The 14,722-nt window shown below is 63.5% G+C and carries 13 protein-coding genes; 6 read left to right on the top strand and 7 right to left on the bottom strand.

Translation table 11 applies throughout. The features are described from left to right. Nucleotides 1-41 precede the first annotated feature (41 nt). Nucleotides 42-305 (bottom strand): DUF2735 domain-containing protein, encoded by a 264-nt coding sequence (locus ORS3428_RS14805; protein WP_244507962.1) that lies wholly within the window; start codon nucleotides 303-305, stop codon nucleotides 42-44. A 246-nt stretch (nucleotides 306-551) separates the two neighbouring features. Here ORS3428_RS14805 and ORS3428_RS14810 point away from each other — a divergent pair, with 246 nt between their 5' ends. Then, a complete protein-coding gene (locus tag ORS3428_RS14810) occupies nucleotides 552-1,592 on the top strand; it encodes a glutamine synthetase beta-grasp domain-containing protein (protein ID WP_071098909.1) in 1,041 nt (346 codons plus the stop codon). Between the two features lie 203 nt (nucleotides 1,593-1,795). Here ORS3428_RS14810 and glnA read toward each other — a convergent pair whose 3' ends face one another. Together glnA and ORS3428_RS14820 are read right to left on the bottom strand one after the other, a co-directional pair. Next, nucleotides 1,796-3,205: a type I glutamate--ammonia ligase gene (glnA, locus tag ORS3428_RS14815; RefSeq protein ID WP_071098911.1), complete on the bottom strand. Its 1,410-nt coding sequence runs from the start codon at nucleotides 3,203-3,205 to the stop codon at nucleotides 1,796-1,798. 51 nt (nucleotides 3,206-3,256) lie between these two features. Beyond that, a complete protein-coding gene (locus tag ORS3428_RS14820) occupies nucleotides 3,257-3,595 on the bottom strand; it encodes a P-II family nitrogen regulator (protein ID WP_071099274.1) in 339 nt (112 codons plus the stop codon). A 345-nt stretch (nucleotides 3,596-3,940) separates the two neighbouring features. Here ORS3428_RS14820 and ORS3428_RS14825 point away from each other — a divergent pair, with 345 nt between their 5' ends. After that, complete coding sequence (locus tag ORS3428_RS14825) at nucleotides 3,941-5,473, top strand: bifunctional ADP-dependent NAD(P)H-hydrate dehydratase/NAD(P)H-hydrate epimerase (protein WP_071099275.1); 1,533 nt, start codon at nucleotides 3,941-3,943, stop codon at nucleotides 5,471-5,473. On the opposite strand, the gene waaF is transcribed toward ORS3428_RS14825, so the two are convergent. Together waaF and ORS3428_RS14835 are read right to left on the bottom strand one after the other, a co-directional pair. Further along, on the bottom strand, nucleotides 5,461-6,480 hold the full coding sequence (gene waaF / locus ORS3428_RS14830) for a lipopolysaccharide heptosyltransferase II (protein ID WP_071098913.1): 1,020 nt from the start codon (nucleotides 6,478-6,480) through the stop codon (nucleotides 5,461-5,463). The two genes, ORS3428_RS14825 and waaF, sit on opposite strands and share 13 nt — an antisense overlap. 36 nt (nucleotides 6,481-6,516) lie before the next feature. Further along, nucleotides 6,517-8,049 (bottom strand): acyl-CoA carboxylase subunit beta, encoded by a 1,533-nt coding sequence (locus tag ORS3428_RS14835; RefSeq protein WP_071098915.1) that lies wholly within the window; start codon nucleotides 8,047-8,049, stop codon nucleotides 6,517-6,519. A 402-nt stretch (nucleotides 8,050-8,451) separates the two neighbouring features. On the opposite strand from ORS3428_RS14835, the gene ORS3428_RS14840 reads away from it, so the two are divergent. Beyond that, complete coding sequence (locus ORS3428_RS14840; RefSeq protein ID WP_071098918.1) at nucleotides 8,452-9,900, top strand: DEAD/DEAH box helicase; 1,449 nt, start codon at nucleotides 8,452-8,454, stop codon at nucleotides 9,898-9,900. Between the two features lie 76 nt (nucleotides 9,901-9,976). Here the strand turns inward: ORS3428_RS14840 and ORS3428_RS14845 are convergent, their stop codons facing one another. Continuing rightward, a complete protein-coding gene (locus ORS3428_RS14845) occupies nucleotides 9,977-10,951 on the bottom strand; it encodes an alpha/beta hydrolase (RefSeq protein WP_071098920.1) in 975 nt (324 codons plus the stop codon). Between the two features lie 59 nt (nucleotides 10,952-11,010). Further along, nucleotides 11,011-11,859, bottom strand: a complete 849-nt coding sequence (locus tag ORS3428_RS14850) for an SDR family oxidoreductase (RefSeq protein WP_071098923.1) — start codon at nucleotides 11,857-11,859, stop codon at nucleotides 11,011-11,013. A 188-nt stretch (nucleotides 11,860-12,047) separates the two neighbouring features. On the opposite strand from ORS3428_RS14850, the gene ORS3428_RS14855 reads away from it, so the two are divergent. Genes ORS3428_RS14855 through sseA form a run of 3 tightly spaced genes read left to right on the top strand, consistent with a single transcriptional unit; the run spans nucleotide 12,048 to nucleotide 14,722 of the window. Beyond that, a complete protein-coding gene (locus ORS3428_RS14855) occupies nucleotides 12,048-13,082 on the top strand; it encodes a cysteine synthase A (RefSeq protein ID WP_071098925.1) in 1,035 nt (344 codons plus the stop codon). After that, entirely contained in the window at nucleotides 13,082-13,825 is a 744-nt protein-coding gene (locus ORS3428_RS14860; protein WP_071098927.1) for an alanyl-tRNA editing protein, read from the top strand. The genes ORS3428_RS14855 and ORS3428_RS14860 overlap by 1 nt, the downstream gene beginning before the upstream one ends. A 45-nt stretch (nucleotides 13,826-13,870) precedes the next feature. Continuing rightward, nucleotides 13,871-14,722 carry a 3-mercaptopyruvate sulfurtransferase gene (gene sseA / locus ORS3428_RS14865; RefSeq protein WP_071098929.1) on the top strand — a complete coding sequence of 284 codons (852 nt, stop codon included), beginning with the start codon at nucleotides 13,871-13,873 and terminating at the stop codon, nucleotides 14,720-14,722.

The following is a 14,722-nucleotide window of genomic DNA, read 5'->3' on the forward strand; positions in this document are numbered from 1 at the left end:
CGCGCCGGGCTTCTTCATTACGAACTGGGAGAAGAGTAAAGCTAGCTCTTGCGCTGCTGGTTTTCTTCCTCGATCGCCGCCTCATGGTACCAGCCGTCGAAATCGGCATGCGTAATTCGCAGCGAGGCAAGCTCTGCCGCGAATTTGGCCTTTGCGCCTAAATTTGAGGCAGGCACTCGGCCCGCAAGCGGGAACATCAGAATCTTTGCCGACGGACGGGACGTGGTGACTTCCATTGGCGGTCTCCCTTCTTCTCCAGGAGCTTTCCGATTCAACTTTCTTTCAAGATAGGTTCTGCGATTCATTTAGGCAATATGCTCACAAAAAGATCAGTATTTGCCGATTATTTGTGCAGAAGCTGCATCTGAATGATTGCCGCGCATTGCTGAGACGGCTCAACAAAATCAACGCTTGGCCATGGCCATTTTGCCGCACCCTGGGCTGGCGGAGTGGCACACGAATTGCATTTTTGATGACCGGCAGGCCGGCTCGGTCCGGCCATGCGTTGATGCCCACCAAGGCGCGGCGTCCAAGCAACGAGAGGCACTGGAATGACCAAATACAAGCTCGAGTATATTTGGCTCGACGGCTACACCCCGACCCCCAATCTGCGCGGCAAGACCCAGATCAAGGAGTTTGCCGAGTTCCCGACCCTTGAGCAGCTGCCGCTGTGGGGCTTTGACGGCTCCTCGACGAACCAGGCCGAAGGCCGCAGTTCCGACTGCGTGCTGAAGCCGGTGGCGGTCTACCCGGATCCGGCCCGCACCAACGGCGTTCTGGTCATGTGCGAAGTCATGATGCCGGACGGCGTCACGCCGCACCCGTCGAACAGCCGCGCGACCATCCTCGACGACGAGGACGCCTGGTTCGGCTTCGAGCAGGAGTATTTCTTCTACAAGGACGGCCGTCCGCTCGGCTTCCCCGAGAGCGGCTATCCGGCGCCGCAGGGCCCGTACTACACCGGCGTCGGCTACAAGAATGTCGGCGACGTCGCGCGCCAGGTTGTCGAGGAGCATCTCGACCTCTGCCTTGCGGCCGGCATCAACCATGAAGGCATCAATGCCGAGGTGGCCAAGGGCCAGTGGGAGTTCCAGATTTTCRGCAAGGGCTCCAAGAAGGCCGCCGACCAGATCTGGATGGCGCGCTACCTGCTGCTGCGCCTGACCGAGAAATACGGCATCGACATCGAGTTCCACTGCAAGCCRCTCGGCGACACCGACTGGAACGGCTCGGGCATGCACTGCAACTTCTCGACCAAGTACATGCGCGAAGTCGGCGGCAAGGCCTATTTCGAGGCGCTGATGGCGCAGTTCGAAAAGAACCTGATGGAGCACATCGCCGTCTACGGTCCGGACAACGACAAGCGCTTGACCGGCAAGCATGAGACCGCGCCGTGGAACAAGTTCTCCTACGGCGTTGCCGACCGCGGCGCCTCGATCCGCGTTCCGCACTCCTTCATCAAGAATGACTACAAGGGCTATCTGGAAGACCGCCGCCCGAATTCGCAGGGCGACCCCTACCAGATCGCCTCGCAGGTCCTGAAGACGATCTCGCAGGTCCCGACCGACGCGAAGGTTTCGGCCGCCGCCTGACCGGATTACGGCGCGGGCTGCGGCCCGTGCCGGATACCGATGATGGCAAGAAAGCCCCGACGTTTTTCCGCCGGGGCTTTTTTGTGCGCGCTGGCGGACCGCCGGAGAGGCCCGTTCGGGCGACGCCAGGCTGACGCTACGCAAATGAAAAACCCTTGGAAGGACAACCTTCCAAGGGCTGAATTTTCTGCTCGATCAGTCGTTTAGACCGAATAGTACATGTCGTACTCGACCGGGTGCGGGGTCATTTCGAAGCGCATGACTTCTGCCATCTTCAGCTCGATATAGCTGTCGATCTGGTCGTCGTCGAAAACGCCGCCGGCCTTCAGGAAGCCGCGGTCCTTGTCGAGGTTCTGCAGCGCTTCGCGCAGCGACCCGGAGACGGTCGGGATCCTCTTCAGTTCCTTCGGCGGCAGGTCGTAGAGATCCTTGTCCATCGGCTGTCCAGGATGGATCTTGTTCTTGATGCCGTCGAGGCCGGCCATCAGCATGGCGGCGAAGCCGAGATAGGGGTTCGCGCCCGGATCGGGGAAGCGGACCTCGACGCGCTTCGACTTCGGCGACGAGCCGAATGGAATGCGGCAGGAAGCCGAGCGGTTGCGCGCCGAATAGGCGAGCAGCACCGGCGCCTCATAACCCGGCACCAGACGCTTATAGGAGTTGGTGAGCGGGTTGGTGAAGGCGTTGATCGCCTTGGCGTGCTTGATGATGCCGCCGATGTAGAACAGGCAGGTCTCCGACAGGCCGGCATATTCGTTGCCTGCGAAGGTCGGCTTGCCGTTCTTCCAGATCGACTGGTGGACATGCATGCCCGAGCCGTTGTCGCCGAACACCGGCTTCGGCATGAAGGTTGCCGTCTTGCCATAGGCGTTGGCGACCTGGTGCACGACATACTTGTAGATCAGCATCTTGTCGGCGTTGCGCACCAGAGTGTCGAACTTGATGCCGAGCTCGTGCTGGGCGGCGGCGACCTCGTGGTGATGCTTCTCGACGCGCACGCCCATCTCGGCGAGCACGGTCAGCATCTCCGAGCGCATGTCCTGGCAGGAATCGACCGGCGGCACAGGGAAATAGCCGCCCTTGATGCGCGGGCGGTGGCCGAGGTTGCCGGTCTCGTAGTCTGTGTCGTCATTGGATGGCAGTTCGGTCGAGTCCAGCCGGAAACCGGTGTTGTACGGATCGGCCTTGTACTTAACGTCGTCGAACACGAAGAATTCGGCTTCCGGGCCGACATAGACCGTGTCGCCGATGCCTTCCGACTTCATGTAGGCCTCGGCCTTCTTGGCGGTGCCGCGCGGGTCGCGGTTGTAGGCCTCGCCCGAGATCGGATCGAGAATGTCGCACAGGATGACCATGGTCGACTGGGCGAAGAACGGATCCATATGGACCGTATCGGTGTCCGGCATCAGCACCATGTCGGACTCGTTGATCGCCTTCCAGCCGGCGATGGAGGAGCCGTCGAACATGACGCCGTCGGCGAACATGTCCTCCTCGACCTCGGCGACATCCATCGTCACATGCTGCAGCTTGCCTCGCGGATCTGTGAAGCGAAGGTCGACGAATTTCACGTCGTTGTCCTTGATCTGCTTCATGATGTCTTTGGCTGTCGTCATGTCATTTCTTCCCTGTGTGAAGACGTCTTGAAAGAGGCTGGAATCTGAAGGTCAGACGGCGTCCAGGCCGGTCTCGCCGGTGCGGATGCGGACGACTTCCTCGATGTTGGAGACGAAGATCTTGCCGTCGCCGATGCGGCCGGTCTGCGCCGCCTTACGGATGGCTTCGATGGCGCCTTCGACGGCATCGTCGCCAAGCACCACTTCGATCTTCACCTTGGGCAGGAAATCGACGACATRTTCGGCGCCGCGATAGAGTTCGGTATGGCCCTTCTGGCGGCCGAAGCCCTTGGCCTCGGTGACGGTGATGCCCTGGAGCCCGGCCTCTTGAAGCGCTTCCTTCACTTCGTCCAGCTTGAATGGCTTGATGATCGCTTCGATCTTTTTCATGTAGAAAGTGGCCTCCACTGCCAAAGAGAGGGGTTGTGTGCCCCGCTTGCGCCTCCATCAAGCACGAAGCGTGYCAGTTCCCGCAGGTTGGAGGCGGYATGGGGCGATTCAGATGCCATGCCGCACCCTGACGCAAATTCGCGCCGTCCGCTGCATTGGATGYGTCATCGACGCCCAAAGCGTATACATCGCTCCTCCATCCGTCTGCCCAAAAGTTGGGCAGAAAGCGCAATCTGCAGGCAGATCCCCTCCAGATGCCACCGCTTTTGGGTGGTATTCGGCCGTCGCCGTTTGCTTCGAACCGCAAATCGGACAATGCTTGATTGCATGAAGATCGGCAATCCCATGCGCAATGAACTTCTTTCCCCGGCCGAGATGGCCGAGGCCGACCGGCTGACGATCGCGGAAGGCCCGCTTGACGATTACGGGCTGATGCGCCGCGCCGGCGAGGCGGCCGCTTCCGTGGTACTGGCGCGTTACCCGACAGTCCGACCGGTGCACGTGTTATGCGGCCCCGGCGACAATGGCGGCGACGGTTATGTCGTGGCACGCCTGCTYGAGGAGAGTGGCGTCGACGTCGCGTTGTGGGTATCGGGCGAGCCGCGTGCGGGCAGCGATGCCGCGCTCGCAGCGGCCGACTGCCCGCTCGAGCGCCGGCCGCTGTCCGCCTTCGCCGCCGAGCCCGGTTCGCTCGTCGTCGACRCACTTTATGGGGCGGGGCTTTCCAAGCCGCTGTCGGGCGACGCGGCCAGGGCGGTCCAGGTCGTGACGGATCTCGTCTTGCCGGTCGTCGCCATAGACCTGCCTTCCGGCGTTTCCGGCGAGAGCGGGGCCATTCTCGGCAGTGCATTTCGCGCGGTCACAACCGTCACCTTCGCGCGAAAGAAGCCGGGGCATCTGCTGCAGCCGGGGCGCGAAATGTGCGGCGAGACAGTGGTGGCAGATATCGGCATCGGCGACGGGATCATCGCGCGGATTGCGCCGCAAACATTCGACAACGGCCCGCCACTTTGGCAGTCGACCTTCCCGGTTCCAGCCGTCGATACGCATAAATACAAGCGTGGCCATGCAAACGTCTTTTCCGGCGGACCTTCGGCGACAGGTGCCGCTCGGCTGGCGGCGCTGGCGGCCGCGAGAAGCGGGGCAGGGGCGGTGACGGTGCTTTCGCCGGCGAACGCAATGCAGGTGAATGCCGCGCATCTGACCTCGATCATGCTGCGCAAGGCCGAGACGGTCGCCGATCTCGGCGCGTTTCTCACCGATCGCCRCCCCTCGTCCTTTGTGCTCGGTCCGGGATTCGGCGTGGGTGAAAAGGCACGCGACTTCGTGCTGGCGCTGCTTGACGGGCAAAGGCAGGACACGGGCACTGAAGGACTGGTGCTCGACGCCGACGGCATCACCTCGTTTCGCGACGAGCCCGATGCGCTTTTCCAGGCTGCCGGCGAGGCGGGTGCGCCGGCATTGGTGATGACGCCGCATGCGGGTGAGTTCGGGCGGCTGTTCCCGGATATCGCGGACGACAAGGCGCTTTCCAAGCCGGCCAAGGCGCGCGCGGCCGCGCAGCGCGCCAATGCCGTGATCGTCTACAAAGGCGCCGATAGCGTGATCGCAGCACCGGATGGCCGGGCCGCGATCAACAGCAACGGCGCCCCCTGGCTTGCCACCGCAGGTTCTGGCGATGTCCTGGCAGGCATCATCGCAGGGCTGCTGGCGCAGGGCATGCCGGCCTTCGACGCGGCCTGCGCTGCTGTCTGGATCCATGCCGAGGCCGGCAGCCGGTTCGGCCCGGGACTGATCGCCGAGGATTTGCCGCTGGCAATGCTGCCGGTGTTGCGCGGCCTGATGGAAAGCCGGATGGCGCTGCCTCAGGCGAAGTGAGGCGCGTACTTTCCGACCGCCGCTGCCAGTGCGTCCAGAACCCTTTCCTCGGAGATTGCTCGGGTGTCTTCCACCCAGCTCGGCTCGGAAATCGGCGGCTCGAGAAACGTCACCTGCTCGTTCACCGGCCCATGCGGATAGGACCGGTTTGATCCGAAAACCAGCACGCAGGGCACGCCAACGGCGGCGGCGGAGTGAGATATGCCGCCGTCGACGCCCAGAAACACCGTCGAAGCCGCGACCTGGCACATGGCCTCGGCGATGTCCGGCGTCGAGGTGAAGTCCACCGCTTCGGGCAGTTGGGCGCGGATCTGGGCTGCGGTGTCGCGTTCGCGCGGTCCGCCGACGAGCCACACCGACCAGCCGCGTCCGACGCGCTCGCGGGCGACCGAGAGGAAGCGATCCACCGGCCACGAACGCGTGTCCGCGACTTCGGAGGTGTAGAGCGCAAGCACCGGCCTCGCCGGATCGACGCCGTGCCGTAGGCGCCAGTTCGCCAGCGCGTCGGCCGAAACCAGCAGGCGCGGCGCCGGCAGCTTCGTGCCCTCGGCCGGTTTCTCGCCTTTAAAGGCGATGGCGCAGACCTGTTCGAAGAGCCGTGTCTTGCGCGGGCCGAAGGCAACCATCTCCCGCCACCAGTGGGCAGGCAAATGGTTGACGATGCCGAACTGCAATTCCCGCGGATAGCCGATGCGTTCGGGAATGCCGGCCAGCCAGGGCACCAGCGCAGCCTTGGTGCTGCTCGTCAGAAGATAGGCTGCCTGGTAGTTCTCCTTGCGGAGTTCTCGCGCCAGACGGACCCGCTCTCCAAGGCGGAGCGTCCAACGCCGCTCCATTATCCAGGCTTTCCGGACATGCGGCATCAGCCCCGCCAGCGGCGCCGCAATCGGCGAGGTGATGACATCGATCGGCTGCCCGGGAAACTTGCCCGCGATGATCTGGATCGCTGAATGGCAGCGGACGAAATCGCCGATTGCGGGCAGGCAGAAGACGAGGATGGGGCGCAACAGGCGATTACCTTTTCGATGCGTGAGCCTCCGCCCTTAGAGCGGGATGTTGTCGTGCTTCTTCCAGGGGTTCTGCATGTCCTTGTTGCGGAGCATGCGCAGTGCCCGTGCCACGCGACGGCGCGTCGAGTGCGGCATGATCACTTCGTCGACATAGCCGCGCTCGGCGGCGACGAAAGGCGACAGGAAGCGATCCTCGTAAGCCTTTGTGTGGGCTGCGATCTTTTCCGCGTTGCCGATGTCCTTGCGATAGATGATCTCGACCGCGCCTCTGGCGCCCATCACCGCTATCTGCGCCGTCGGCCAGGCATAGTTCATGTCGCCGCGCAGGTGTTTCGACGCCATGACGTCATAGGCGCCGCCATAGGCCTTGCGGGTGATCACGGTGATCTTCGGCACGGTCGCCTCGGCATAGGCGAACAGCAGCTTCGCGCCGTGCTTGATCAGCCCGCCATATTCCTGCGCGGTACCGGGCAGGAAGCCCGGAACGTCGACGAAGGTGACGATCGGGATCGAGAAGCAGTCGCAGAAGCGCACGAAACGCGCCGCCTTGCGGCTGGCGTCGGAATCCAGCACGCCGGCCAGCACCATCGGTTGGTTGGCGACGAAGCCGACGGTCCGGCCGTCGACGCGGCCGAAGCCGGTGACGATGTTTTTGGCGAAACTCGCCTGGATTTCGAAGAAGTCGCCTTCATCACAGGTTTTGAGGATCAGTTCCTTGATGTCGTAAGGCTTGTTGGCATTGTCCGGGATCAGCCGGTCGAGCGACATGTCGTGATCCGTCACCGACTGGTAGCATTCGATCTCTGGAATCTCGGCCRTGTTGGAAGCCGGCAGAAGATCGATCAGCCGGCGCATCTGCAGCAGCGCCTCGACGTCGTTGTCATAGGCGCCGTCGGCGATGGAGGATCTGGTCGTGTGCACCGTGGCGCCGCCGAGACTCTCGGCCGTCACCGTCTCGTTGGTCACCGTCTTCACGACGTCGGGGCCGGTAACGAACATGTAGGAGGTGTCACGCACCATGAAGATGAAATCGGTCATGGCGGGCGAATAGACGTCGCCGCCAGCGCAAGGGCCCATGATCAGCGAAATCTGCGGGATGACGCCGGAGGCGAGCACATTGCGCTGGAAGATCTCGGCATAGCCGCCGAGCGCGGCCACGCCTTCCTGGATGCGCGCGCCGCCCGCGTCGTAGAGACCGATAATTGGTGCGCGGTTGCGCAGCGCCATCTCCTGCACCTTGACCACCTTTTCGGCATGCGCCTCCGACAGCGAACCGCCGAAGACGGTGAAATCCTTGGCGAAGAGGTAGACGGGACGGCCGTTGACGGTGCCCCAGCCGGTGACGACGCCGTCGCCGGCGATCTTGGTCTTCTCCATGCCGAAATCGGTCGAGCGGTGCTCGACATACATGTCGAATTCCTCGAACGAACCCTCGTCGAGGAACACCTCGATGCGCTCGCGGGCAGTGAGCTTGCCCTTCTTGTGCTGGGCCTCGATCCGCTCCTTGCCGCCGCCCATGCGGGCGATCTCACGGCGGCGCTCGAGTTCCTTTAGCACGTCCTTCATCACTGTCCCCTAAAAGGAAAAGTGATTTGTGGTAGCCGCGAGGGCAGCCAAGCGCAAGCGGCGGTTTTCGCCGCCGGTTTGTTGCGCTGCAACATAGCTCTTGCATTTCGCGTCGGACTCGGCCATATGCGCCGGCATAGGCGCTTGGGCTGGAACTGTCCGGCTTTCTCCATGCATGAGACGGGTTGCGTCTGTTTTCCCTCTTTACGGCACGTCGGCCCTCCATCCGGCAGTCGACAAGGTGGCGAAAAAGCCCCGGAGCATGAGGCTCGCGGGCACGACAGCGCAGCCGCGCGGACACTTTGTCCGCCGCCTTGTCGTTTCCTGACAATTTTTCGACGGCAGGTTGCGCCCTGCCGCCGTTGCTGTTTGCGGCCTTGGGCCGCGTGAAAGAAGACTATTTTGACCAACGAAAACAAACCGGAACAGAACGGTTTCGCCGCCCTTGGCATCACCGGGGCGCTGCTCAAGGCCGCCAATGCCGCGGGCTTCACCGATCCCAAGCCGATCCAGACCCAGGCGATCCCGCCGCAGCTCGAAGGCCGCGACATTTTCGGCATCGCCCAGACCGGTTCGGGCAAGACGGCGGCTTTCGCCCTGCCGATCCTGTCGAAGATCATCGGGCTTGGCACCAAGCGCCGGCCGAAGACGGCGCGCGCGCTGATCCTGGCGCCGACGCGCGAGCTCGCCGTGCAGATCGAGGACACCATCAAGCTGCTCGCCAAGGGCGCGCATATCTCGACCGCGCTCGTGCTGGGCGGCGTCTCCCGCTACAGCCAGGTGAAGAAGATCGCGCCTGGCGTCGACATTCTGATCGCCACGCCCGGCCGGCTGACCGATCTCGTGCGTGAAGGCGACCTCATCCTTGCCGACACCAAATGGCTGGTGCTCGACGAGGGCGACCGCATGCTCGACATGGGCTTCATCAACGACGTCAAGCGCATTGCCAAGGCAACCGCACCAGACCGCCAGACGGCGCTGTTTTCGGCCACGCTGCCGAACGAGATCGCGGAGCTCGCCAAGGGCCTGCTGAAGGATCCGGTTCGCATCGAGGTCGCGCCGCAGAGCACGACGGCGGCCGAAATCGTGCAAAGCGTCGTGCTCGCCCGCACCAAGCAGAAGCGCCAGGTGCTGTCGAAGATGCTGGCAGACGAGGCGATGCGCTCGGTGATCGTGTTCTCGCGCACCAAACATGGCGCCGACCGCGTCACCAAGGACCTTGCCCGCGACGGCTTCAACGCCGCCGTCATCCACGGCAACAAGTCGCAGAACGCGCGCCAGAAGGCGCTCAATGATTTCCGCGACGGCTCCGTGCGTATCCTTGTGGCGACCGATATCGCAGCTCGTGGCATCGACGTGCCCGGCATCAGCCACGTCGTGAACTTCGACCTGCCGGACGAGGCGGAAAGCTACGTCCATCGCATCGGCCGCACCGGCCGAAACGGCAAGGACGGCATTGCTATCACGCTTTGCGATCCGTCGGAAAACGGCAAGCTGCGCCAGGTCGAGCGCATCATCCGCATGCGGCTTCCGGTGATTGCCGATCACCTCGGCAGTCCCGATCCGCAGCGCGATCCCAGGGAAAAGACCGAGCGTCATTTCGAGCCGGCCAACGACCGCGAGCATCATGGCGGCCGACGCGACGGCCGTCGCCCCGGCAGCGGCAACAACGGCAAGAAGCGCTTCGGCGCGAAGCCGGCAGGCGAGAGCGTGTTTTCCGGCAAGCCCGGCGGCGAACGTCCGGGTGCCGCCAAGCCGAATGGCGAGCGCAAGCCTGACGGCGCCAAGCGCTTCAGGGGCAACAACAAGCGCCGCTTCGGCGGTAAGCGACCGGCGAACCGCGCCGCCTGAGGCGCATCAAGAGCTAGATAAAGGCGGCTGAAGCGATGTGCTTCGGCCGCCTTTTTCTTATTGCGCAGAGTGCGCGCTACTGCATCAGCGCCTTCACCCACACCACGATACGCTGGGCAAGAAAGGCCGTGGTCTGCGGCGACAGCGCGTCGCCGGCAATGACGTGGTTGTCCGGGTCGCCAGTATCGTCGACCGGCACCAGCTCGTGCGGGCCGCCCCAGCGGCCGGCGATCTCGCGCGTGCGGTCCGGCCGCACCACCCTGTCGGCATCCGAGAAGATGAACAGGGCAGGGATCGTCGCCTTCTCGACCGGCGAGCCATAGGCGAGTTCAGTGAGCGCCGCCATCGGCAGGGTCGCTGCCATCGGGTATTTGGTGGTCCAGAATTTTTCGTGCAGCGCGTTGCGCGGCTTGAAGCTGCGCTCCCTGCCGCCCACGAGTTCGGCGATCTGCTTGCCCCAGGGCATGGTGAGCAATTCGGCGCCCGACGCCTTGACGCCGAAATTCGGCGAGATGAACGCGATGGCCGCCACGCCGTCTGAGGCGCCCGGCTGGGTCGCGGCCCATGCGGCCAGCGAGCCGCCGGTTGAGGTCGCGATCACGACCACCTTGTCGCCGATCGCCCGGCCGATCGCCAGCGCCTCCTCATAGTCGTTGATCCAGGCGTTGACGCTGCCTTCCGCCATCGCGGCGCTATCCTGCCCATGGCCGGTCAGGCGGGTGTAGAAGAGGTTGGCATCCAACGCTTCGGCGACATCGTCCGGCAGCGGGCGGACCTCGCCTTTCGAGGCTGAAAAGCCATGGATATAGACGACCGCCAGCTTCGTCTTGGCGTGAACCATCGGGTTCGCCCAGATGATTTCCTTGTCCAGCCCGTCGCGGATGTTGGGCACGGCCGCTTCTTCGCGTGCCAGATAGGCCTGCGGATCGTCGCCGATCACCGAAGGATCGAAGCGGATAGTCGTGGAGACCGCCACGCGTGGGCCGAGAAAGAAACCTGCGACAAGGATGACGGCGAGAGCCAGTACCGCAAGCACGATCCGTCGCCCCATCGCCGACTCCAAGCAACAATTCTCAACCTATGGCCGCATTCGCCGGCAGGCAATCGCGCTTATGCCGCCTTGTCCGGGGACTCGCTCGTGTCGCCGGGCAGCCTACGGTCGAAATTCAATGGCCGCCCCCACCACTTGGTGGTCAGCCCGATGACCAGGCGACAGACCGGTCGCGGCAGCAGCGCCAGCAGCTTCAGGGGCCAGCTGATGCGATAGGGGAATGTGACTTCGAAGCCGCCCTTGCTGATGCCCCGTGCCATGCGATGCGACGCCCGATGCACTGGCATCAGGCCGGGCATCGGCAGCGTGTTCTTCGCGGTCAGCGGCGTGTCGACGAAGCCCGRATTCATCACCTGGATGCGGATGTTCATCTTGTCGAAGTCGTATTTCAGCGATTCCGCCAGGATATTGATTGCCGCCTTGGTGCCGCCATAGGCCGCGGTTGTCGGCCAGCCGGAATAGGCGGTGACCGATCCGACCAGGACAACGTGGCCGCGCCCCCGGGCGCGCATATATTCGACCACGGGCACCAGGCCGTTGATGATTCCGAAATAGTTGACGGCGAAGGACCGGTGGAAATCGCGTACCACCAGGCGCTCGCCGGGAGTGGCGATATAGTTGCCGGCGTTGAAGACAGCGAGCACGATCGGCCCCATCTCCTTCTCGATCGCCGCAGCCGTCCGCGCCATGCCTTCTTCGTCGGTCACGTCGCATGGGAACGATTTCACATGGCCCGGCATCTGCGCGGTCTCGACCAGCAGCGTGTCGACAAGATCGCTCGGCAGCGCCGTCACGGCGACACTGTAGCCCTGCTTTGCCAGATCCTTGGCCAGCGCACGGCCGATGCCGCTGCTGCCGCCCGTGACCCAGGCGACACCGTCTTTCGGGTTGGCCCGGTAGAGTGTCATTCGAAGCCCTGTGATGTTTCTAGTGCTCTAGCGGCGAAGAAATCGGTTGAAAAGAGCGCTTTTGGGCACATCGTTGAAATGATCGGGAGGATTGCAACGTTTGGAATGCGACTGGACCAGGCAAAATCTTGCCTTGAATCCTAGGCTTCCGGTTTCTAGGGTCTCGCCGCACGCACAAAGGAATCCCCATGCCCCGTAATGTGATCGAAGCGATCGGCAACACTCCCCTGATCCGGCTCAACAAGGCTTCGGACGCGACCGGCTGCGAGATCCTGGGCAAGGCCGAATTCATGAACCCGGGGCAGTCGGTCAAGGACCGTGCCGGCTTGTTTATCATCCGCGACGCCGAGCAGCGTGGGCTTTTGAAACCCGGGGGCGTCATCGTCGAAGGGACCGCCGGCAACACGGGCATCGGCCTGACGCTGGTCGCCAAGGCGCTCGGCTACAGGACCGTGATTGTCATCCCCGACACGCAGAGCCAGGAGAAGAAGGACACGATCAGGATCCTGGGCGCCGAGCTCATCGAAGTGCCGGCCGTGCCCTACAAGAACCCCAACAACTATGTGAAGCTTTCGGGGCGGCTTGCCGAGCAGATGGCGCGCTCGGAGCCGAATGGGGCGATCTGGGCGAACCAGTTCGACAACGTCGCCAACCGCGACGGCCATATCCGCACGACGGCGGAAGAAATCTGGAGCCAGACCGGCGGCAAGGTCGACGGTTTCGTGTCGGCCGTCGGCTCCGGTGGCACGCTCGCCGGCGTCGCGATCGGACTGAAGGGCAAGAGCAAAAACGTCAAGATCGCGCTTGCCGATCCGCTGGGCGCCGCCCTTTTCAGCTTCTACACCAGCGGCGAGCTGAAAGCCGACGGCAGCTCGATCACCGAAGGCATCGGCCAGGGCCGCATCACCGCTAATCTCGACGGCTTCACGCCGGACTTTTCCTTCCAGATCCCGGACGAGGAGGCGTTGCCGATCATCTTCGACCTGATCCAGGAAGAGGGGCTGTGCGTCGGCGGCTCGACCGGCATCAACATCGCCGGCGCCATCCGGCTGGCGCGCGAGCTTGGGCCTGGCCACACCATTGTGACAATCCTCGCGGACTATGGAACACGCTATCAGTCGAAGTTGTTCAATCCTGAGTTCCTGCGCGGCAAGAACCTGCCGGTGCCGGGCTGGATGGAAGAGAAGGCCGACATCTCGGTGCCGTTCGAAAAGGTGGCTTGATGGCGCAGAAGACCGAGGCGTTGTTTCGTGCCGACGCCTATCTTAGGACGGCGGAGGCGCAAGTCGTCGCCATCAATGACCGGGGCGGCATCCTTCTCGACCGCACGATCTTCTATGCAACGTCGGGCGGACAGCCTGGCGACACCGGCGTGTTCGAGCGCGCCGACGGCAGCCGGATTATGATCGCAGCCACCATCACCGGCGAGACCAAGGACGAGATCATCCACGTTCCGGCGCCTGAGCAGGCGCTGCCCGCGGTCGGCGAAAAGTTGAATCTCGCCATAGACTGGCAACGGCGGCATCTTCTGATGCGCATGCACTCCGCCTGCCATCTGCTCACGGTGGTCTGTCCGTTCCCGATCACCGGAGCGTCGGTCGCCGAGGACGACAGCCGCGTCGATTTCGATATTCCCGATGCCGGCTTCACCAAGGAGGAGGTGACCGCCAGGCTGATGGAACTGGTGCGCGCCGACCATCCGATCTTCACGCGGCTGATCACCGACGAGGAATTGGCCGCCAATCCAGGCCTGGTGAAATCGAAGAACGTGCGGCCGCCGCTCGGCACCGGCAAGATCCGCCTGGTCTGCATCGGCGAAAACGCGTGGATCGACAGCCAGCCTTGCGGCGGCACCCATGTGAAGAGCACCGGCGAGGTCGGCGAGATCCACATCGGCAAGATCGAGAAGAAGGGCCGCGAGAACCGGCGCTTCCGCATCCGCTTCGGGCCGATGCCGGCGAATTGACTGGCAAAGACAGGCAGCATCGCGAGAGGCGGAAGGAGCAGGAAAATGGCCGAGGATAGCCCTTTCATCGTCGACGCGGACTGGCTCGAGAAGCGGCTCGGGACGCCAGGGCTCACCGTCATCGACGCCTCCTGGTACCTGCCGGCGCAGAATCGCAACGCGCGCGCCGAATATGACGCCGCCCATATTCCCGGCGCCCACTTCCTCGACCAGGACGGCGTTTCGGACCCGGAGTCCAGGCTGCCGCACACTTTGGCGCCGCCCCAGTACTTCGCTCAATATGTCGGCTCGATGGGCGTTTCGGCCGACGACACTATCGTCGTCTATGACGGTCCGGGCCTGTTTTCGGCGCCGCGCGCCTGGTGGATGTTCCGCGTCATGGGCGCCTCCCAGGTCTATATCCTGAACGGCGGCTTCGACCGCTGGAAGGCGGAAGGGCGGCCGGTGACGGCGGAGCAGACCAGGATAGCGCCTTGCATCTTTTATGACGATTTCGACGCAAGCCGTGTCGTCAGCCTCGACGAGATGCGTCGGATTGTCGAAAGCCGACAAGCCCAGATCGCCGATGCGCGCTCCCCGGGGCGTTTTGCCGGGGCCGATCCGGAACCGCGTCCTGGCGTTCGCTCCGGCCATATGCCGGGCGCTCACAATGTCCCGGTCTCTGCTCTTGCCGAGAACGGAGAGCTTCTGCCCAGGGATCGCTTGCGCAAAGTGATCGAGGATGCCGGCATCGACCTGTCAAAGCCTGTGGTCACGTCCTGCGGATCGGGCATCACCGCGGCGGCGATCACGCTGGCATTGGAGACGCTTGGCCATGCCGACAACAGGCTTTACGACGGTTCTTGGACCGAATGGGGCGGATTGAGCGACACGCCCGTGGTCACGGGCAAGGAATGA

This window comes from Mesorhizobium sp. ORS 3428, from assembly GCF_001854785.1.
In the GTDB taxonomy this organism is placed as follows: Bacteria; Pseudomonadota; Alphaproteobacteria; order Rhizobiales; family Rhizobiaceae; genus Mesorhizobium.